Source organism: Clostridium sp. K04, assembly GCF_019734375.1.
Classification (GTDB): domain Bacteria; phylum Bacillota; class Clostridia; order Clostridiales; family Clostridiaceae; genus Clostridium; species Clostridium saudiense.
Map to the genome: position 1 here is coordinate 1 of NZ_JAASHD010000004.1, position 19855 is coordinate 19855.

Consider the following 19855-nt stretch of genomic DNA (forward strand, 5'->3'; position numbering starts at 1 on the left):
AAAGCTTCAGCTTCATTAACTATTTTTTACTTTGTGGATAACCGCACTTGAAAAACATTAAGTTTTTCAGTGCCCTCTTTACTTAGGCTATTTTTTTATTGTATTAAAAAAGAAATATTTTTAAGGTTGTGTATAGTTTGTTATATTTAAATAGTATACGAGAGTAATAAATAATATGGAATAATTTTTTAGAGAAAAGAGTATATCTCATATAGAGAATAAAATTATGTAAAAGATAAAGAAAATATTTACTTTGGGTAATGGGTGATTGAGGATGAAAAAATGGTACAAGTTTTTTATAATTTTTATTGCTATATGGATAGTTGTGGCAATAGTTTTAAATATTAAGCTAGACAAAATAAATAGTAGAAATAGTAGTAATGAAAAAGAAGTAACTGAAAAAGATAATAGTAATGAGACTTTTAATAGCAAGTTTAAGGAGCAAGGAGAAATGAGAGGGGTATGGCTTTCAACAGTTAATAATTTAGATTGGCCGGAGGTAGGAAGTTATAACAATAATAAGATGCAACAGGAATTATTAAAGGAAAAATTAGATTTTATTGAAGATAATAATATGAATACTATATTTTTTCAAGTAAGACCTATGGGAGATGCTTTATATGAGTCAGAGTATTCTCCATGGTCAAAATATTTAACTGGAGAATTGGGAAAGGACCCTGGATATGATCCATTAGAATTTGCAATAAAAGAAGCTCATAAAAGAGGAATTGAAATACAAGCTTGGTTTAATCCATTTAGAATAGATAGTAATTCAGAAAAATTTAATTTAGATAATTATATAAATGAATTACCAGAAGGTAGTCCTTTAAAAGAAAATAAAGACTGGATTGTAAAATATGATAAATATAGTTATTTAGATATTGGAATACCAGAGGTAAGGCAATATGTAATAGATTTAATTTTAGAAGTAGTGGATAAATACAATATAGATGGAGTTGTGCTTGATGATTATTTTTACCCTTATCCAGTTAATGGATTAGAGTTTTCAGATGATGAAACATATAAAAAGTATGGTGAAGGATTTTTTACAAAGGAAGAATGGAGAAGAAATAATGTAGATACATTTATTAGTGAACTAAATAATGCAATAAAATCAAAAGATTCTACCCTGAAATTTGGAGTAAGTCCATTTGGAATATGGAGAAATGGGGAGTCAGTTGGAGGTAGTGCAACAAGTGGATTAAGTAGTTATGATGATGTTTATGTAGATTCAAGGAAGTGGATAAAAGAAGGATATATTGATTATATTATTCCACAAATATACTGGCAGTTTGATAATAAAAATGCACCTTATTCTATTCTTGTTGATTGGTGGGCTAAGCAAGTTGAAGGAACAAATGTAGAGCTATATATAGGAAATGCTGTTTATAAAATAAATGATTCAACTTATGGAGATGCATGGTTAAATGAAAATGAGGTAATAAATCAAATTAGATATTCAAGAACAATATCTAATGTTAAAGGTAACTGTTTCTTTAGATTAGGTAGTTTAGAAGAGAATCGATTAGGATTTACAGATGAATTAAAAGAATTTTATGAAAAAAATCAATAGAATATTTGACAAAAAATAGAAATAATGATATTATTATCTCATAATGATAGTAAATTTAATTCGTTTAACAAAGGCAATGGGGCCTTAAGGTTATCTTAAGGTACTGTTGTCTTTTTTACATTTAAATTTCTATTATCTTTTTGATATTACTTCAAAAAGCTAAACCCTTAAAATTTTTATATAGTTTGCAAAGCACTTATTTAAAAATAAATTAGTAAAATGTAACCCCTAAAATTAAATTGCCTAAGTGATAAATAAGTGCTTTGTAATATATAAGTATTGGTATATTATTTATTAATTATTTATAGTAGAGTAGTATAAAAATTAATTGGTTTAGTATTAAAACTTAATTAATAATAACTATTTCTATTTAAATTATTAGTTTTTGATTATTTGCATAGATTAATAGAAAATTAATTATGATTAAGTAGTTGCTATTATTTTACCAAGATCTTTTAGATCATACCCACCAATTCCTTGTAGCTCATTTTTAAATTTATCAGAAGATAAAATGGAAATAATATTTTGATAAATTGGATTATTTAAATCACTTTTTTTTATAATCAAATCATATCTTTCAGTCTGAATTGGTATAAAATCAATAGTTTCGACTTGCATAGAAGCTTTTTTATTGCCAATTCCAACATTTGCATCTCCACGACCAACTGTACTTGCAACGGCTAAATGCGAAGTTTCTTCATTATAATATCCATTTATACAGTTTGGATCAATATTAAGTAATCTTAGCTTTTCATCAAGTAAGACTCTAACACCGCTACCTTTTTCTCTGTTAACAAATTTAATTTTATTATTAATTAAATCTTCAAAAGATTTTATATTTAATGGATTTCCTTTAGCAACATAAAAACCTTGTAATCTATAGGCTAAATTGATAAGTACGCAAGATGTTCCAGGAACAAGTCTTTTAACATAATCTACATTATAGTTATCATTGTCACCATCCCAAAGGTGACATGAAGCTATAGAAACTTTATTGTTATATAAATCATACAAGCCGTTATAACTCCCTTTGTAGGAGCGTAAAACAGTAAAATCAGGATATAGCTCTTCTATGTATCTTGCTAAAATATCTAATAAGATATCTTGACCAGAAATTATAATTTCGTTAGTAGATTGATTGCTTAATGTAATAGAATTATGAGTTTTCTGCTTGGGTATATTAGCTTTTGATTCAAATGTATTATTTTGAGATTCAGTATATTTTAGCTGCTTAGAGCCAATTTTTTGATTGCGTATATATTCTTCTACATCATGCATATCAATTCTAATTTTTTTCCCTATTTTATAGCTTGGCAATTCACCGCGTTTTATAAGTTCATAAACAGTATTTTTCGTTATTTTTAGTAATTCTGACACTTCTAGTGGAGTCAAAGAAGATTTTAAGTCCATGTTATCCCTCCTATATATTATGATAATTTTAGCATTATTAATAAATAAATTGCAAGAATTAACGATATATGATACTATCTATTTGTATCAAACGTGACAAAACTAAACAAAACATAATAAAACATGTTTATTTAAAGGAAATGGAGGATGTAATAATGAAGAAATTAGGAATGATTTCAATGTTACTATGCTGTAGCTTATTATTTGTAGGTTGTGGTAAAGGTACTGAGGGGGAGAATACTAGTAAAGGTGATACAGAGGCAAAGGCTCCTGTAGAGCTAAATATATCTGCAGCTGCAAGTTTAAAAGAAGTAATGGCTGATTTAGAAACAGAATATAAGAAGAGTAATGAAAATGTTACTTTAGTTGTAAACTATGGTTCATCAGGTTCTCTTCAACAACAAATAGAGCAGGGAGCACCTTGTGATTTATTTATTTCTGCAGGGCAAAAGCAAATGAATGCATTAAAAGATGAGGGATTATTAGTTGATGATACAACAAAAGATTTAGTTGAAAATTCTTTAGTTCTTGTAGCAGCTAATGGAATTGATATTACTAGCTTTGATGATTTAAAAAGTGATAAAGTTACTCATATAGCTGTTGGTGAACCAGAAAGTGTTCCAGCTGGTAAATATGCAGATGAAGTATTAACAAATACAGGAATAAAAGATAGTATTACTGATAAATTAGTTTTTGCTAAAGATGTTAAAGAAGTTTTAGCTTGGGTTGCATCAGGAAATGCAGATGTAGGATTTGTATACTTAAGTGATGCATTAAGTAGTGATAGTGTTACTATAGTTGAAAATATTGATGAAGTAAATAATCATTCATCAATTACTTATCCAGTATCTGTTATAAAAGATTCAACTAATGCTGATGAAGCAAAGAAATTTGAAGATTTCTTATTTACTGATGCAGCACAAAAGATATTTGAAAAGTATGGATATAAATCTGTAGAATAATATTCTGTAGAGTTAAATTGAAGAAAGTAAGGTTATAAGTTATGGATTTTTCACCTTTATGGATATCGCTTAAAACGGCCTTTCTTGCAACTATTATAACTTCAATAATAGGGATATTTATATCTTATAAAATGGCTAATTATAAAGGAAGAGGTAGAGGATTCATAGATGGAATCTTCACTCTTCCTCTAATATTGCCACCAACTGTTATAGGATTTTTCTTATTACTTATTTGTGGGAAAAATGGATTTGTAGGAAAGATTTTTATGAGTTTTAATAAAAATATTATATTTAGCTGGAGTGCAACAGTTATAGCTGCTACTGTAGTTGCATTTCCTATGATGTATAGAACTTGTCGTTCTGCATTTGAACAAATAGATAAGAATATGATTTCAGCAGCAAGAACATTAGGTTTAAGTGAAACTAAGATATTTTTTAAAATTGCAATGCCACTTGCATGGCCAGGAATAATTGGTGGATTGGTATTAAGTTTTGCAAGGGCGTTAGGAGAATTTGGGGCGACTTTAATGATTGCTGGTAATATACCAGGAAAAACACAAACAATGCCAGTGGCAATATTCTTTGCTGTTGAAGGTGGAGATATGAATAAGGCTATGCTTTGGGTTTTAATTATAGTTGCAATTTCATTTATAATGATATTTTTACTAAATTATTGGTGTGATACTCAACAAAAAATAATAGGCAATAGGGGGAGATAATTATGAGTTTATATATAGATATTAATAAAGAATTATCTTCTTTTAATTTAGATGTTTCTATGGAAAGTAAAGGTGGTATTATAGGCTTTTTAGGAGCATCGGGTTCAGGAAAAAGTATGACGCTTAAATGTATAGCAGGTATTGAAAAAGCTGATAGTGGAAAAATAATAATTAATGATAAGGTACTTTTTGATTCAGAAAAAAAAATAAATGTAAAGACCAAGGATAGAAAAGTAGGATTTTTATTTCAAAATTATGCCTTATTTCCTCATATGACTATAAAAGACAACATTGAAATTGGATTAGATAGGATAAGTAAGGCAGAAAAGAATAAATTATCATCTAATTTTATTAAAAAATTTGGATTAGAAGGACTAGAAAAGAGATATCCATGGCAGCTTTCAGGTGGACAACAACAGAGAGTTGCACTTGCAAGAGCTCTTATTACTTCACCAGATATCTTGCTTTTAGATGAACCTTTTTCTGCATTGGATAATCACTTAAGAGCTACAATGGAAAGAGAGCTTGTAGAAATTTTAAAGGATTATAATGGGACAGTTGTTTTTGTAACTCACGATATTGCAGAGGCTTATAGAGTTTGTGATAAAATTATAGTTTTTGATAGTGGAAAGGCTAGTAATATTAGAGAAAAAAATCTTTTATTTGAAAATCCTTTAAGTTTTGCAGAAGCTAAGCTTACTGGCTGTAAGAATATATCAAAGGCTAAAAAGCTAGAAGATAATTTGATTTTAGCTGAAGATTGGGATTTAAAATTAAAATGTTCAAGTAACAATAGAGATACTGATTATATAGCAATAAGATCCCATAATATTAAGTTGTTTAAAGGGCAAGAAAATGATGAAAATGTATTTACTATGAGTATTGAAAATATAGTAGAAAATCCTTTTGATTATACTTTATATATTAGGAGCATTAAGTCAAATAAATCAAATTTAATACATTTTACTATTTCAAAAGAAGAAATGGTATTTGATATTAATGAAAAGATAAAGGTTAAATTTGAGCCAGAATATTTATTTACCTTTAAAGGTGAATAAATCATTATAGAAAATCATGTCATGAAGTTTGACATGATTTTTTTGTATTGTTATTTATTTAGATGATATAATTATAAATAAAGTTAGATATGTATAAAGGAGGAGAGGTATGTATAAAAATATTATTTTTGATTTAGGAAATGTAGTTTTAGATTATAATCCAAAGGTATATTTAAAGAACAAATTAAATGATACTAAAAGTGAAGAATTGGTATTAGATAGTATTTTTAAAAGCAAAGAGTGGCCGATGTTAGATAGAGGAACTATTACAGAAGAAGTAGCAATTAAAAATATAGTTAGTAGAAATATTGAAAGTAAAGATATAATAGAGTTAGCTTTTGAAAACTGGTATGAAATGTTAACACCTTTAAATGAGACTGTTGATATTATAAAAGAACTTAAAGATGATGGGTATAAAATATACTATTTATCAAATTTTCATTCAAAAGCATTTGAGATTGTAACAGAAAAATATGAGTTTTTTAACCTTTTTGAAGGTGGGATTGTATCATTTAGAGAACAGCTTTTAAAACCAGAAAAAGAAATTTATAATAGGCTTTTAGAGAGGTATGGTTTAATTCCTGAAGAAAGTATTTTTATAGATGATGTCCTTGAAAACGTTAAAGGAGCAGGTGAAGAAGGAATTAAGGGGATTCAATTTAAAAATATAAATGAATTGAGAAAAGAGTTAAATGAATGTGGTGTTTTAAAAAGATAAATACAGAAAAGTATAAATTGAAATTTAACTTAAAAGAGTACAATGGAGGAATTTTATGGGCATTTTATTAGAAGCTTGTGTTGGATGTTATAAAGAGGCTAAAAAAGCAGAGTTACAAGGAGCAGATAGAATTGAGCTTTGTGATAACCTAGGTGAAGGTGGGACAACTCCGTCTTATGGAACTATATATTTAGCAACGCAAAATATTAATATACCTATAGCAGTAATAATAAGACCTAGAGGTGGAGATTTTGTTTATTCAAATGATGAATTTGAAATAATGAAAAAAGATATAGTTATTTGTAAAGAGTTAGGTGTAGAAACTGTAGTATTTGGTATATTAAATAAAGAAAATAAGATTGATATAGAACGAACTAAGGAATTAATTGATTTAGCTAGCGGATTAAAGGTTACTTTTCATATGGCTTTTGATGAAATAGATGATAAGTTTGAAGCATTAAATCAATTGATATCTATGAATGTTGATAGAGTTTTAACTAAAGGATGTAAGACTTGTGCATTAGATGGTAAAAATACATTAAAGAATCTTGTGGAAAAAAGCGATAATAGAATTACTATTTTAGTAGGAGGAGGAGTTACTTATAAAAATTATAAAGAACTTTCAAATTATATAGGATGTAATGAAATGCATGGAAGTAAGATAGTAGGAACTTTAAAATAGTATAGTTTTTGAATGAATTTAATAATTTTATATTTAAGATAATAGATTTAAATATAAAAATAGATGTAAAATTTATTTTTAACAGTATGCTTATATAAATGAACTAATCAAATAAATTCCAATAAGTTCAACTTATTGGAATTTTATTTGATTTATACTTTATAGAATTTTTTTAAAGAAAATTTCTCCAACACCATCCTCATTAATCCCACATAGCATTCCACATTCAATAAAACCCATTTTTAAGTGCCATTTTTGAGGATTAACTGCATCTGTCATAGTTGAGCTTAATAAGGTATTTTGTCCATTATTTTTTAAATAATTTTCTAAAAATGATAACATAGATTTTCCAATGCCATTAGCTCTATAATCCTTTTTTATGACTATGTAACTTATAAATGGAAGGTGTGTCCAGATATATTCTATTTTTAAACAACCAATAATTTTATTGTTATGCTCTGCTACTATTACTTCTTTCATATGAATTTTATTTTTTATAATATTAACATTTTTATGTAAGTCCAATTCTACACAGCTATTAAAATCTTTTTCTTCAGCAAATCGAATATTCATATTTAATTACTACCTTTCTATACACTATTTTACAATTTGATTATAGCCTATTTTTGCTATTTTATAAATAATTATTATAGTATATAATAAGAAATAAATTAAATTATAAGAAAAGGAATAAGATTATGGTACATGAATTAACAGTATATAAGTTAGGTAAATTATTAAATGAACTTTCTTCACAGTATGATGTGAATTTATTAGTAAAAAGAAAGTTAAGTGGAGGATTTATTACAATTACAGGTGAAGTAAATGTAGATTATATTCCAACTGATAAAAAGACTTTAAAGGGAAATAACATTATTGGTTTAAAGGTAAAAAACAACAGTGGAGAAATTGATTTAAAAATTACAGGAATTAAGGATACTTTATTTAAAGTTGAAGTTGCCCCTACAAAGTTTAAAGAAGTTAGTATTGGGGGATTATCTATAGATAAGATTCAAGAAAGTAAAGATGAGTGCAAAGTAAGAGTTGATGAAGATTTAATTTTTACAGTTCCTGCACCAAGCGAAGTAGTAGAAAAATTAATATAAAAAATAAATTAATAAATGTCGATGCTATTTAAGTATCGATATTTTTATGTTTTTATAAAGTCATAAGGAAAAGTAATTTTATAGTATAACAAGAGTAATTATATAAATTTTAACTTAAATTTCATAGTATTCTGTATATTTAAGATTAATAAAATTATGCTATAATGATGTAGTTGAAAAAATTAAGATATTGGGGGTAAAAGATTGAGTGACGATATTATAAAGAAGCTAACCCTTGAAATAAATAAGCATGAAAATTTAGAAGATAAAGAACTTAAAATAATTAAGTTCCAACTTTTAAGAAAAAGTATGATTTTAAAAGTTGTTTTAAGAGGTAAGGAAAAATTAACTCATGACGAAGAGGAGTTAATTAAAAAGATAATTTGTAAAACTTTAATGATAAGAATTACTGTTGAAATAGTATTTTATAGGGATGCATCGGACATAACTTTAGAAGAAGTTATACAAAATCACTGGATTGAATGTATTTCAAGTACTATTAAAAAAACTCCTTTATGTAAAAGTCTTTTATTAAATTGTAGAAAAGAAATTAATGGGAATAAAGTTACTATTTACAATGGATATGATAAATTAACAGATCATTTAAAAGGTAAACAAGGAGAAAAGTCATTAGAAGATACTGTAAAAGCAATGTTTGGTATATCTTGTAGATTTGAATTGAAATTTGATCCTGAAATGGAGATAACTATAGACTTTGAAGCTAGGGAGAAAGAAGAACGAGAATTATTAAGTAAAGCAATGCAAGCAAGAGTTCAAGAAATGAGTAACAGCTCTAGTGGAGGAAGTAAACCAGCGGAGAAAAAGCCTGCTGAAAAGAAAGCTTATGAAAAGAAAGAAAATGGATATAAGAGAGAGGCAAAAGCTGAAAATGCTATTTATGGTAGAAATATATCTATTGAAGCAACTCCTATTAATGAAATAAATGAAAGATCAGGTTATGTTGCAGTTTTAGGTGATGTATTTAAAGTTGATACTATGGAAACTAAAACAGGAAAGATAATTTTAACATTCTATATTACTGATTATACAAGTTCAATAACAGTAAAATGTTTCTTAAAACCACAAGAAAAAGATGAAGTTCTCGATAATGTTAAGAAAGGTTTATATTGTAAGGTAAGAGGGGAAGCAGTATATGATACTTACCAAAGAGAAGTTGTAATAATGGGTAGAGACATTTTAAAAATGAAAAAGATGGAGAAAATGGATGGAGCTGAAGAAAAAAGAGTTGAGCTTCATTGCCATACTACTATGAGTGCAATGGATGGAGTTACTCCAGTTTCTAAAATAATAGAAAGAGCTGCTAAATGGGGGCATCCAGCAATAGCTATTACTGATCATGGTGTTGTTCAGGCCTTTCCTGATGCACAGATAGCTGCTAAAAAAAATAAAATTAAGGTTATTTATGGTGTTGAAGGGTATTTAGTTGATGATGGTGTTCCATTAGCATTAAATGAAAAAGGGCAAAATTTAGATGATACTTATGTTGTATTTGACTTAGAAACAACAGGATTTTCATCTAAGAATGATAAGATAATTGAAATAGGTGCAGTTAAAATTAGGAATGGAGAAATTATTGATAACTTTAGTGAGTTTGTTAATCCAAGACGACCTATACCATATAAGATAATAGAATTAACAGGTATTAATGATGATATGGTTAGAGATGCACAATCAATTGAAGATATACTTCCAAGATTTATAGAGTTTATAGGAGATTCTGTTGTTGTTGCACATAATGCTTCTTTTGACTGTAGTTTTATTTCTAAAAATTGCAATGATTTAGGATTGAAATTTGAGCCAACTATAGTTGATACAGTGCCGTTATGTAGATTTTTATATCCAGAATTAAAATCTGTAAAATTAAATATTGTAGCAAAGCATTTAGGTGTAAAGCTTGAAAGTCACCATAGAGCTGTAGATGATGCTAAAGCAACGGGAGATATATTACTTGAATGTATTAAAAAAATTAAGGAAGAAATAGAAATAAATACTCTTTCAGAATTGAATAAGGTATTTTTAGAGAAAGTTGATATTAAAAAATTACCTACTTACCACATAATTATATTGGCTAAAACTCAAGCTGGGATTAGAAACCTGTATAAACTAGTATCTGAAGCGCATATAGATAATTTCTTTAGAAGACCTAGGACTAAAAAGTCAAGGCTTATGGAAATGAGAGAAGGGCTTATTATTGGTGGAGCTTGTGAGGCTGGTGAAGTTTATAGATCAGTAGTTGGTGGAAAAAGTGATGAAGAAATAAAAGAAGTAATGAGCTTTTATGATTATGTTGAGATTCAACCTATTGCCAATAATGCTTATATGATAGAAAAAGGTTCGGTTAAAGATGAAGATGAACTAAAAGATATTAATAGAAAAATATATGATTTAGCGAAGGAAATTAACAAACCTACTGTAGCAACTTGTGATGTTCATTTCTTAGACCCTCAAGATGAGGCATTTAGAAGAATTATAATGGCAGGGCAGGGGTTTGGTGATGCTGATAATCAAGCACCACTTTATCTTAGAACTACAGAAGAGATGTTAAAGGAATTTGCTTATTTAGGAACTGATATTGCTAAAGAAGTAGTAATTAAAAATCCTACTGAAATTGCTAACTCGGTTGAGGAAAATTTAAAGCCAATTCCAGATGAAACATATCCTCCTAAAATTGAAGGTGCTGATGATGATATAAGAAATATGACGATGAATAAGGTACACTCAATTTATGGTGATCCTTTGCCAGAAGTAGTACAAAAAAGATTAGATAAGGAGTTAAATTCTATTATTAATAATGGTTATGCTGTTCTTTATCTAATTGCTCAAAAATTAGTTGCTAAATCTTATTCAGATGGTTACTTAGTTGGATCAAGAGGATCTGTTGGTTCATCATTTGTTGCAACAATGTCTGATATAACAGAGGTTAATGGACTACCACCACATTACGTTTGTCCAAAATGTAAAAAGTCTCATTTCTTCTTAGATGGATCTGTTAGTTCTGGTGCCGATCTTGAGGATAAGGATTGTCCTGATTGTGGTGTTCCTTATATTAAGGATGGTCATGATATTCCTTTCGAAACATTCTTAGGTTTTGAAGGAGATAAAGAACCTGATATAGATTTAAATTTCTCTGGAGATAACCAAGGAGATATTCATAAATATACAGAAGTATTATTTGGAAAGGGTTATGTCTTTAAGGCAGGAACAATTGGTACAGTAGCAGAAAAGACAGCATATGGATTTGTTAAAAAGTATTTAGATCAAAAGGGACTTGTGGTATCTCAAGCAGAAATTGAAAGATTGACAATTGGATGTACAGGGATAAAAAGAACTACTGGTCAGCATCCAGGTGGAATAATGGTTGTACCTAATTATACAGATGTGTATAATTTTACACCAATTCAAAGACCTGCAGATGACCCAACATCTGATGTTACAACAACACATTTTGACTATCACTCTATCTCTGGTAGATTGCTTAAGTTAGATATACTTGGGCACGACGATCCGACAGTACTTAGAATGTTACAAGATATAACTGGATTAGACCCTAAAACTATACCTTTAAATGATAAAAAGGTACTGTCTTTATTTACATCACCGGAAGCTCTTGGTGTTACAAAGGAGGAGTTAGAATGTGAAGTTGGTTCATATGGTTTACCTGAGTTTGGAACTAAATTTGTTCGTCAAATGCTAGTTGATACTCAACCACAAACATTTTCAGATTTAGTAAGAATATCAGGACTTTCACATGGTACTGACGTTTGGCTTAATAATGCACAATATTTTATTAAAGAAGGATATACTACCTTAAGAGATTGTATTGCAACCAGAGACGATATCATGGTTTATCTTATGTATAAAGGTGTTGCACCTAAAACAGCTTTTACAATAATGGAAAGCGTAAGAAAAGGTAAGGGGTTAACAGAAGAATTTGAAAAGACCATGAAGGAAAATAACGTTGAAGATTGGTATATAGAATCATGTAAAAGAATAAAATACATGTTCCCGAAAGGGCATGCTGTTGCATATGTTATGATGGCAGTTAGAGTTGCTTATTACAAGGTATATTATCCATTAGCATATTATGCAACATACTTTACAGTTAGAGGAGCTGACGATTTTGATGCAGATTTAATATGTAAGGGTGAAACTGCAGTTCATGCAAGGCTTCAAGAGTTATATGAACTTGGAAATCAAGCAACTGTAAAAGATAAAGGATTAATTACAGTATTAGAACTTTCTTTTGAAATGTATAAAAGAGGATTTAAAATGTTAAAAGTAGATTTATATAAATCTGATGCAACAAAATTCTTAATTGTAGATAATGCATTAAGGCCACCTTTAAGCTCATTGCAAGGGGTTGGAGTGAATGCCGCAAAATCTATTGCGGAAGCAAGAAAGGATGGAGAGTTTATTTCAAAAGAAGATTTAAGATTAAGATCAAAGGTATCAAAAACTGTTATTGAAACATTAAGCAATCATGGTTGTTTAGAAGGTATGTCTGAAACTAATCAATTATCATTATTTTAATATTATATATAAATAAGACTAATTATTTAATGAGAAATCATAAAATAATTAGTCTTTTTTTATATTTTTTATTGTATAATAATTAAATTGGAAAAGAAAGGAGATTTTAAATGGATTTGTCAGTTATAGTTAATGGAGTAATATCATTATTTTTAATAATATTAGTAGGGGTATATGCTGCTAAGAAAAGAATAATAACTAAAGAAATAAATAAAGGTTTAACTAATATTCTTCTTAAAATTACATTACCATGTCTTGTAGTATCATCATTTATATTTGATTTAAGTGACGAGTTAAAAGATAACATTATTAGATGTTTTATATATAGTCCATTGGTTTTAATTATTTCAATAGTTATATCGTATATACTTCTTATACCAATCAAAGGTGAAAAAAAGATAATAATACAATTTGCAAATGTGTTTTCTAATTGTGGATTTATTGGCTTTCCTATAGTGTTTAGTATATATGGAAATGAAGGAGTAATATATGCTTCTATATTTAATTTATTTTTTACTGCTTTTTTATGGACATATGGAGTTATTTTATTTAATGGGAAAATGAAAAGAGAGGATATAAAAAAAGTATTGTTAAATCCAGCTATAGTTGCAGTGTTTATTGGATTAATAATTATGATTTTTGGTTTTGATATTCCTAGTGTTTTATCTTCTACATTAGATTTAGTTGGAAATATGACTTCACCACTGTCTATGATAATAGTTGGTGTTATACTTGGAAATGCGAAAATAATTTCATATTTAAAGGATAAAACAATTTATTATAGCGCATTTTTGAAATTAATAATTATGCCATGTATATTAATTTTAATTTCAAGGTTACTTAAAGATACTTCTTTAGTAATTAAGACATTGATAATAGTAACTGCAATGCCAGCTGCAGCTATGACATCTATATTAGCAGAAAGCTTTGATAAGGAAAGTGAATATTCAGCAGTAATTGTATTTATAACTACTTTATTTTCAGTTATTACATTTCCGATATTGCTTAATTTTATACTTTAGAGAAATGATAATTATTTATGAACAAATATAATATGATCATCATAGGATATTTATAAGTAATCTTAAAAGGAGATTAAAGTGAGTTATAATTCAATTTATGATATTATTGGATTGAACAATGAGGTAAATAGATTAGAAACTCAAGCTAAGCTGGGGTGGAGTAAAGAATTTAGAGCTCTTAAATGGTTAGGGCTAAAAGATGGAATGAAAATATTAGATGTTGGTTCTGGACCAGGTTCATATACTGAATTGTTATTAGAAAATTTACCTAATAGTGAAATAACGGGTTTAGAAATAGATAAAAATTTATTATCTATAGCAAAAGATAGGTTGAAAGATTATCCTAGTGAAAGGTTAAATTTTAAGTATGGATCAATTTTGAATAGTGGATTAAAGGAAAATTCTTTTGATTTTATTATTTGTAGGTTTGTATATCAGCATTTAGAAAAACCTTTAGCTGCAACAAGAGAAATATATAAATTATTGAAACCAGGTGGAATAGTTGCCATTATTGATTCAGATAGGGGGCTTTATGGGGTAAGTGAACCTGATATTTTATTTAAAAGTGGAAGAGGGTTTATAAGTCAAATAGAGAGAAGAGCTAAATGGAACAGAGAAATTGGTAGAAAACTTTTGAAAATTTTAAAGTATGAAGGATTTGATAAGTTAGATTTTGAAGCAGTAACAATCCACAGTGACTTGGTTGGAATACAGAATATTATTGGAGTTGATAATGTTCCTCCAGAATTAATCAAAATTGTTAGCAGGAATAATCCTAGATTGGGTAAGATAATGAAAATGTGCTGTGACAAAAAAGAAAGGGAAAATTGCACAATAATTTTTTTGAATTTAATTGCAAAAGGTCAAAAGCCTATAATAACATAAAAAGGGTAAGAACCCTTTTAAATTAATTATACCACCATTTAGAAGGAACACTTTTAGGTGTATAAATATTATTTTGAATATTTTTATTTATTTGTTTAGTAGAGTATGTATTAATGAAATTAAAAGATAAACTTATAAATAATAATGGGATAATGAATAATGATTTTTTCATAATAACCTCCATAAAAATAAAATTATATAATATTAATATCCCACATATTTATCTTAATTATTTATAAAATAAAAGATACTGTAGAAAAATAAATTTTGCTACAGTATCCCTTTTTATGTTCTAAAGTCAAATTTAGTAGAGCATTTTTTGCACGTAACGACAATCTTACCTTTTCTTCTTGGAAGTCTTAATTTTTGACCACAATTAGGACATTTGGTAATCTTATAATCACGAAATTGAGTGTACTTTTGTTTTATTCTACCAAATAAAAATGAGATATTATTTAAATCATAGTTTTGTAAGTTATAAGGTATAGATTTACCGAATTTATTTAATAGTTTATTTGTGTATGTATAAAATACATTATATTCTTCTTTTCTTTTATATATTTTTTTTGAAAAAGCTCTATATATTGCATATGCAAATACAATAATACCTAAAACTCTTGTTATATCAAATATATTAAGTATAAAAGATAATAAAACAAGTACTATAGATAATAAATCAAATCCATAAGTACCATTTAAAAAGTTCATATAATCACCCCTAATTATATAAGTTTTTTTATAATTATAATATAAATTCAAAGGTTGTACAATTTAAAATATAAGAACAAATGGTGAATAAAAAATTAATAATAGGATAATATAAAATTGTAATCACTTAGTTACATGTGTAACTAATGATTGATTATGGGGCGTTGCAATAAAAAATGCAACGTCTTTTATTTTGTAGTATATAATACAAGTATAAATTGAACTAAAAAAATAAATGGAAATCCTATTTTAAATTTCAAATGTTTAGTTTTATGTCTGAAAGTATACATTCCGATTATTCCACCAATACTTCCACCTAAAAGGCATAAAATAAATAGTGTTTTTTCTTTTATTCTCCATTTGTTTGTAACTGCTTTTCTTTTATCTATACCCATTAAAATAAATAGTAATAGGTTTATTAATAAAAAATAAATAAGTTTTAAATTCATATAACCTCCTAAAAAATAAAAAACACTGAGGCATATTATTCAGTGTTTTTTATAGATTTACTTTTCTTGGCCTTTAGCTAATCTTACAATATTACTTTTATGTCTCCAAAAAACAAGTATGCAAGCAAATAAAGTTGCACATACATAATATTTGTCATAGCCAAGTAATAAAGTTGAGATAAATAAAGTTACACCAGCAGATAATGAGCGAATTGAAACTATCTTAGTAAATAGTTTTAAACCAAAAAATACAACTGCTGTAATTAAAAATGGAATTGGTAATGCAACCATGAATGCAGCTGCAGAAGTAGCAACACCTTTTCCGCCTTTAAATTTTAAAAATATTGTGTAATTATGACCTAATATAGCAGCTATAGCAACTAATGATAAGCTTAAGCTTTCGTTAGTTTGTAAAATATCAGTCCAAATTAAAATTCTTGTTAATAAAACAGGAATAATAGCTTTTAACATATCACATATTGCAGTGATTTTTGAAAGCTTGTCCCCGGCAACTCTTTTAACATTTGTTGCTCCAATATTTCCACTTCCATAATCTCTTACATCTTTGTTAAGAGTTTTTTTAACTAAAATATAGCCAGTTGGAATTGATCCCATTAAATAAGAAAAAATAACTAGTAATGCTAACATGGGTACCTCCTTATATATATCTTTACATAAATATAATATTTAAGAATGTTAAAATATGCAAGTAATATTTAGTTTTTTATTTGTGGAAAAAATTGAAATATTAAAGGGTTATAATAACAACAAAGAAATAACCAGCATATAATACAATATAAGATAAATATAATGAGGAGTATTTTATGAATAGATGGGATGATATAGCTATTATTACATTTATTGCTTGTGACGCTGTTTTGGAAAATCTTAATTTGGGTAAAAATTTTTATAGGTATTTTTGTAAAAAAATTGAAAGTGGAGCTAAAGAGATAGTTGGTAAATTATCGAAATAATAAAAAAATAAAGCTTAATTAAGTAAAAAATGGTAAACATAAATTTTAGATATTTAGGAAAATATAAAATATGTAAATAACAAGGGTGTAAATTGGGAAAAAAAGAAAAATATAATTTATATTTAGCTAATTTAGCATAAAAAATTAATTTTAATAAAATGCATAAAAAAATGAGGATAATACAAGAGTAAAAAATGTTGACAAATGCTAATAAAATGTCGTATTCTGTAACGGTGCGAAAAAATGTTTACGCATTTTTAGGATTGTATTAGAAAAACATGAGGTGAATTATCAATGGGAATAAGACTAGAAAACCTAGTTGTAAAATTTGGAGACTTTAAAGCAATTAATGACGTTACATTACAAATACCAAAAGGAAAGCTAGTTTCATTATTGGGTCCATCTGGTTCAGGGAAATCTACTACATTATTTACGATTTCTGGAATACATAAGCCTTCTAGTGGAAAGATATTTTTTGGAGATAGAGATGTAACAGGTTTAGAACCGGAACAACTTGGAATAGGGCTTGTTTTTCAAAACTATGCACTATATCCACATATGACAGTAAGAGAAAATATATTATTCCCTTTAAAAAATTTAAAGTGGGATAAGCAAGAAGCTGAAAAGAGAGTAGTTGAAGTTGCTAAAATAGTAAAAATAGCGGATCAACTAGATAAAAAGCCATCTCAGCTTTCAGGGGGACAACAGCAAAGAGTTGCTATAGCAAGAGCTTTAGCAAAGAAACCAGAAATTCTACTTTTAGATGAACCTTTATCAAACTTAGATACAAAGTTAAGGGTTGAAACAAGACAAGAAATAAGAAGAATACAAAAAGAAACAGGGGTTACAGCTATATTTGTAACACATGACCAAGAAGAGGCTATGTGTATATCAGATGAAATAGTATTAATGAAAGACGGAGCAATTCAGCAAGTTTCATCACCAACAGATATTTATATGAACCCAGTTAATAAGTTTGTTGCTTCATTTATAGGAAGTCCAGAAATGAACTTTATTGATATTGATTTAAAAGATGGAGTAGGAAATTTAGATACTTTAACAATTGAAAACTTACCAAAAAATAAGAATAAGGTAATACTTGGAGTAAGAGCTGAAGATTTTGAAGTTGCAGAAAAAGGACTTCAAACTAAAGTAGTTACAGTAGAGATATTAGGTAGAGAAAGATTATTAACTTTAGACCATAAAGGAAAAGAGTATAAAATGCTAGTTGATAAGGAATTCTTTATTGATGAAGGTGCAGACTTAACGATTAGGCCTAAGAATGGTAAGAGTTATGTATTTGACTCTGAAAGTGAGGAGTTCATAGCAAAATGTTAAAGAAAAATAGAAAAGGATATTTATACTTATTGCCTGCAATTTTAATATTAGGTATTTTTGTATTTTATCCTATAATAAATACTATTATTTTTAGCTTTGATGAAACAAAAGCTAAAGGATTTGTTTTTGGATTTGGATCTTACAAATACTTATTTCAAGATAAGAGATTTATACAATCTTTATTTAATACAGTAATTTATGCTGCTATTGTACCAGCTTTATCAGTAATTATATCTTTATTAATTGCAAATGCCTTAGCAAACATAAAAAATGAAAAGGTAAGAGGGATGTTCCAAAGTATATATTTCTTACCATATGTAACATCGCTTGTTGCAATAGGAATAGTGTGGTCATGGTTATTTAATTCAGAATATGGAATAATTAATTTTATTTTAGGTAAGGTAGGGATTAGCCCTATAAACTGGTTAAATGATCCTAAGTATGCGATGATAGCATTAATAATTTTTGCAGTTTGGAAAAGTTTAGCTTTCAATACGTTGATTTTAACAACAGGAATAGCTTCAATTAATCCACAATATTATCAAGCAGCGAAGATTGACCAAGCAACTAGTGGAACAATATTTAGAAAAATAACTGTTAAATTAGTTTCACCTATGATTGCATATACATATGTTATAAGTTTAATTGCAGCATTTAAGGTTTATACTGAGGTTTATGTTTTATTTGGGGGACGTACTTTAGATGGTGCAGTATCAACGGTGGTTAGATATATAATAGATAGATTCTATGGAGATCAGGATTTCCCATTAGCATTTGCAGCTTCAGTTGTTCTTTTAATTATTATATTAACAGTAACTTTAGTTCAAAAAACTGTAGCGCGTAATAAGATTCATTACTAAGAGGTGTAAAAATGAAAACTAAGAATAATATAAAAGCAGCCATTAAATACTTCTTATTAGTTGCCTTTGCTATAATAACGCTGTTCCCATTTTATTGGATGATAGCATCTTCATTAAAATCAAGCTTTGAAGTTATTCAAACACCACCAACTATGGTGCCTGAAAAGTTTATGTGGAGTAATTTTAGCACGGCATTTTCAATGGCTCCTTTTGGGAGATATTTTATAAATACAATAATAGTAACAGCTTTAAGTATTGTTACAACTGTAGTAATTGCGATACTATCAGCCTTTGCTTTTTCACATCTTGAATTTAAGGGAAGAGATTTAATATTTTCAATTTTCTTGGCTTCAATGATGATTCCAGGTGAAGTTCTTATAGTAACAAACTTTAAGACAATTTCAGCGTTAAAAATGATAGATAGTTATAGTGCATTATTTGTGCCATACATGGCTAATGTATTATACATATATATGCTTAGAGAATTCTTCTTAAAGATTCCAAAGCAACTTTATTATGCTGCAAAAGTTGATGGAGCAAGTGATTGGAAGTTCTTATGGAAAATAGTTGTACCTATGGCTAAACCATCAATAATAACAATATGTATTTTAGTTGGTATAAATTCATGGAATGCTTTCTTATGGCCATTATTAGTAACTAATAGTGATAACATGAGATTACTTGCAAATGGATTAACTGCATTCCAATCAGATGTTGGAAATAGATATGAATTATTAATGGCAGCTTCAACAATAATTACAATGCCGATAGTTATAGTTTACTTGTTCTTACACAAGAAGATTATGAATGGAATTTCTATTGGGGGAACTAAGGGATAAT

20 protein-coding genes are annotated in these 19855 nt (G+C 27.7%); 14 read left to right on the forward strand and 6 right to left on the reverse strand.

The genetic code is table 11. The annotated features are described in order from the left end of the window. Nucleotides 1-274 precede the first annotated feature (274 nt). Nucleotides 275-1573 (forward strand): glycoside hydrolase family 10 protein, encoded by a 1299-nt coding sequence (locus HCG70_RS02715; protein WP_055291994.1) that lies wholly within the window; start codon nucleotides 275-277, stop codon nucleotides 1571-1573. 423 nt (nucleotides 1574-1996) lie between these two features. On the opposite strand, the gene HCG70_RS02720 is transcribed toward HCG70_RS02715, so the two are convergent. Then, nucleotides 1997-2983 (reverse strand): helix-turn-helix transcriptional regulator, encoded by a 987-nt coding sequence (locus HCG70_RS02720; protein WP_042393777.1) that lies wholly within the window; start codon nucleotides 2981-2983, stop codon nucleotides 1997-1999. Between the two features lie 155 nt (nucleotides 2984-3138). Here HCG70_RS02720 and modA point away from each other — a divergent pair, with 155 nt between their 5' ends. From modA to HCG70_RS02745, 5 genes are all read left to right on the forward strand, one after another. Beyond that, on the forward strand, nucleotides 3139-3945 hold the full coding sequence (gene modA / locus HCG70_RS02725; protein ID WP_042393780.1) for a molybdate ABC transporter substrate-binding protein: 807 nt from the start codon (nucleotides 3139-3141) through the stop codon (nucleotides 3943-3945). A 41-nt stretch (nucleotides 3946-3986) separates the two neighbouring features. Then, entirely contained in the window at nucleotides 3987-4664 is a 678-nt protein-coding gene (modB, locus tag HCG70_RS02730) for a molybdate ABC transporter permease subunit (protein ID WP_042393783.1), read from the forward strand. 2 nt (nucleotides 4665-4666) lie between these two features. Further along, the gene (locus tag HCG70_RS02735; protein ID WP_154820475.1) at nucleotides 4667-5722 is read left to right on the forward strand and encodes a sulfate/molybdate ABC transporter ATP-binding protein; all 1056 of its coding nucleotides are present in this window, start codon (nucleotides 4667-4669) and stop codon (nucleotides 5720-5722) included. Between the two features lie 109 nt (nucleotides 5723-5831). Further along, complete coding sequence (locus HCG70_RS02740) at nucleotides 5832-6440, forward strand: HAD family phosphatase (RefSeq protein WP_042393790.1); 609 nt, start codon at nucleotides 5832-5834, stop codon at nucleotides 6438-6440. Nucleotides 6441-6495: 55 nt separating this feature from the next. Beyond that, the gene (locus tag HCG70_RS02745) at nucleotides 6496-7122 is read left to right on the forward strand and encodes a copper homeostasis protein CutC (protein ID WP_042393792.1); all 627 of its coding nucleotides are present in this window, start codon (nucleotides 6496-6498) and stop codon (nucleotides 7120-7122) included. 159 nt (nucleotides 7123-7281) lie between these two features. Here the strand turns inward: HCG70_RS02745 and HCG70_RS02750 are convergent, their stop codons facing one another. After that, on the reverse strand, nucleotides 7282-7695 hold the full coding sequence (locus HCG70_RS02750; protein ID WP_042393794.1) for a GNAT family N-acetyltransferase: 414 nt from the start codon (nucleotides 7693-7695) through the stop codon (nucleotides 7282-7284). A 125-nt stretch (nucleotides 7696-7820) separates the two neighbouring features. On the opposite strand from HCG70_RS02750, the gene HCG70_RS02755 reads away from it, so the two are divergent. The 4 genes from HCG70_RS02755 to HCG70_RS02770 all read left to right on the forward strand — a co-directional run bounded on the left by HCG70_RS02755 (nucleotide 7821) and on the right by HCG70_RS02770 (nucleotide 14686). Continuing rightward, nucleotides 7821-8228 (forward strand): hypothetical protein, encoded by a 408-nt coding sequence (locus tag HCG70_RS02755; protein ID WP_042393796.1) that lies wholly within the window; start codon nucleotides 7821-7823, stop codon nucleotides 8226-8228. Between the two features lie 204 nt (nucleotides 8229-8432). Next, nucleotides 8433-12779, forward strand: coding sequence for a PolC-type DNA polymerase III (locus HCG70_RS02760; protein ID WP_042393798.1), 4347 nt, complete (start codon nucleotides 8433-8435; stop codon nucleotides 12777-12779). A gap of 110 nt (nucleotides 12780-12889) precedes the next feature. Further along, nucleotides 12890-13801 carry an AEC family transporter gene (locus HCG70_RS02765; RefSeq protein ID WP_042393800.1) on the forward strand — a complete coding sequence of 304 codons (912 nt, stop codon included), beginning with the start codon at nucleotides 12890-12892 and terminating at the stop codon, nucleotides 13799-13801. A 78-nt stretch (nucleotides 13802-13879) separates the two neighbouring features. Then, nucleotides 13880-14686 (forward strand): class I SAM-dependent methyltransferase, encoded by an 807-nt coding sequence (locus HCG70_RS02770; protein WP_052330565.1) that lies wholly within the window; start codon nucleotides 13880-13882, stop codon nucleotides 14684-14686. Nucleotides 14687-14708: 22 nt separating this feature from the next. Here HCG70_RS02770 and HCG70_RS02775 read toward each other — a convergent pair whose 3' ends face one another. The 4 genes from HCG70_RS02775 to plsY all read right to left on the reverse strand — a co-directional run bounded on the left by HCG70_RS02775 (nucleotide 14709) and on the right by plsY (nucleotide 16491). Continuing rightward, the gene (locus HCG70_RS02775) at nucleotides 14709-14858 is read right to left on the reverse strand and encodes a hypothetical protein (protein ID WP_156327823.1); all 150 of its coding nucleotides are present in this window, start codon (nucleotides 14856-14858) and stop codon (nucleotides 14709-14711) included. 113 nt (nucleotides 14859-14971) lie between these two features. After that, complete coding sequence (locus tag HCG70_RS02780) at nucleotides 14972-15394, reverse strand: hypothetical protein (RefSeq protein ID WP_042393806.1); 423 nt, start codon at nucleotides 15392-15394, stop codon at nucleotides 14972-14974. Between the two features lie 188 nt (nucleotides 15395-15582). After that, nucleotides 15583-15843 carry a DUF1294 domain-containing protein gene (locus HCG70_RS02785; protein ID WP_042393808.1) on the reverse strand — a complete coding sequence of 87 codons (261 nt, stop codon included), beginning with the start codon at nucleotides 15841-15843 and terminating at the stop codon, nucleotides 15583-15585. A gap of 57 nt (nucleotides 15844-15900) precedes the next feature. After that, entirely contained in the window at nucleotides 15901-16491 is a 591-nt protein-coding gene (plsY, locus tag HCG70_RS02790) for a glycerol-3-phosphate 1-O-acyltransferase PlsY (RefSeq protein ID WP_042393811.1), read from the reverse strand. Between the two features lie 176 nt (nucleotides 16492-16667). Between plsY and HCG70_RS02795 the strand changes: the two genes are divergently transcribed. The 4 genes from HCG70_RS02795 to HCG70_RS02810 all read left to right on the forward strand — a co-directional run bounded on the left by HCG70_RS02795 (nucleotide 16668) and on the right by HCG70_RS02810 (nucleotide 19854). After that, nucleotides 16668-16817 carry a hypothetical protein gene (locus HCG70_RS02795; protein ID WP_156327337.1) on the forward strand — a complete coding sequence of 50 codons (150 nt, stop codon included), beginning with the start codon at nucleotides 16668-16670 and terminating at the stop codon, nucleotides 16815-16817. A gap of 294 nt (nucleotides 16818-17111) precedes the next feature. Further along, entirely contained in the window at nucleotides 17112-18155 is a 1044-nt protein-coding gene (locus HCG70_RS02800; RefSeq protein ID WP_042393814.1) for an ABC transporter ATP-binding protein, read from the forward strand. Further along, nucleotides 18149-19015: a carbohydrate ABC transporter permease gene (locus HCG70_RS02805; protein WP_042393816.1), complete on the forward strand. Its 867-nt coding sequence runs from the start codon at nucleotides 18149-18151 to the stop codon at nucleotides 19013-19015. Before HCG70_RS02800 ends, HCG70_RS02805 begins: the two co-directional genes overlap by 7 nt. Before the next feature lie 11 nt (nucleotides 19016-19026). Then, nucleotides 19027-19854 carry a carbohydrate ABC transporter permease gene (locus tag HCG70_RS02810; protein WP_042393818.1) on the forward strand — a complete coding sequence of 276 codons (828 nt, stop codon included), beginning with the start codon at nucleotides 19027-19029 and terminating at the stop codon, nucleotides 19852-19854. Nucleotide 19855: the final 1 nt, after the last annotated feature.

Coding starts and splice junctions, on each gene's coding strand:
- HCG70_RS02715 (WP_055291994.1), top strand. CDS start 275: ATGAAAAAATGGTACAAGTTTTTTATAATTTTTATTGCTATATGGATA.
- HCG70_RS02720 (WP_042393777.1), bottom strand. CDS start 2,983: ATGGACTTAAAATCTTCTTTGACTCCACTAGAAGTGTCAGAATTACTA.
- modA (WP_042393780.1), top strand. CDS start 3,139: ATGAAGAAATTAGGAATGATTTCAATGTTACTATGCTGTAGCTTATTA.
- modB (WP_042393783.1), top strand. CDS start 3,987: ATGGATTTTTCACCTTTATGGATATCGCTTAAAACGGCCTTTCTTGCA.
- HCG70_RS02735 (WP_154820475.1), top strand. CDS start 4,667: ATGAGTTTATATATAGATATTAATAAAGAATTATCTTCTTTTAATTTA.
- HCG70_RS02740 (WP_042393790.1), top strand. CDS start 5,832: ATGTATAAAAATATTATTTTTGATTTAGGAAATGTAGTTTTAGATTAT.
- HCG70_RS02745 (WP_042393792.1), top strand. CDS start 6,496: ATGGGCATTTTATTAGAAGCTTGTGTTGGATGTTATAAAGAGGCTAAA.
- HCG70_RS02750 (WP_042393794.1), bottom strand. CDS start 7,695: ATGAATATTCGATTTGCTGAAGAAAAAGATTTTAATAGCTGTGTAGAA.
- HCG70_RS02755 (WP_042393796.1), top strand. CDS start 7,821: ATGGTACATGAATTAACAGTATATAAGTTAGGTAAATTATTAAATGAA.
- HCG70_RS02765 (WP_042393800.1), top strand. CDS start 12,890: ATGGATTTGTCAGTTATAGTTAATGGAGTAATATCATTATTTTTAATA.
- HCG70_RS02775 (WP_156327823.1), bottom strand. CDS start 14,858: ATGAAAAAATCATTATTCATTATCCCATTATTATTTATAAGTTTATCT.
- HCG70_RS02780 (WP_042393806.1), bottom strand. CDS start 15,394: ATGAACTTTTTAAATGGTACTTATGGATTTGATTTATTATCTATAGTA.
- HCG70_RS02785 (WP_042393808.1), bottom strand. CDS start 15,843: ATGAATTTAAAACTTATTTATTTTTTATTAATAAACCTATTACTATTT.
- plsY (WP_042393811.1), bottom strand. CDS start 16,491: ATGTTAGCATTACTAGTTATTTTTTCTTATTTAATGGGATCAATTCCA.
- HCG70_RS02795 (WP_156327337.1), top strand. CDS start 16,668: ATGAATAGATGGGATGATATAGCTATTATTACATTTATTGCTTGTGAC.
- HCG70_RS02800 (WP_042393814.1), top strand. CDS start 17,112: ATGGGAATAAGACTAGAAAACCTAGTTGTAAAATTTGGAGACTTTAAA.
- HCG70_RS02805 (WP_042393816.1), top strand. CDS start 18,149: ATGTTAAAGAAAAATAGAAAAGGATATTTATACTTATTGCCTGCAATT.
- HCG70_RS02810 (WP_042393818.1), top strand. CDS start 19,027: ATGAAAACTAAGAATAATATAAAAGCAGCCATTAAATACTTCTTATTA.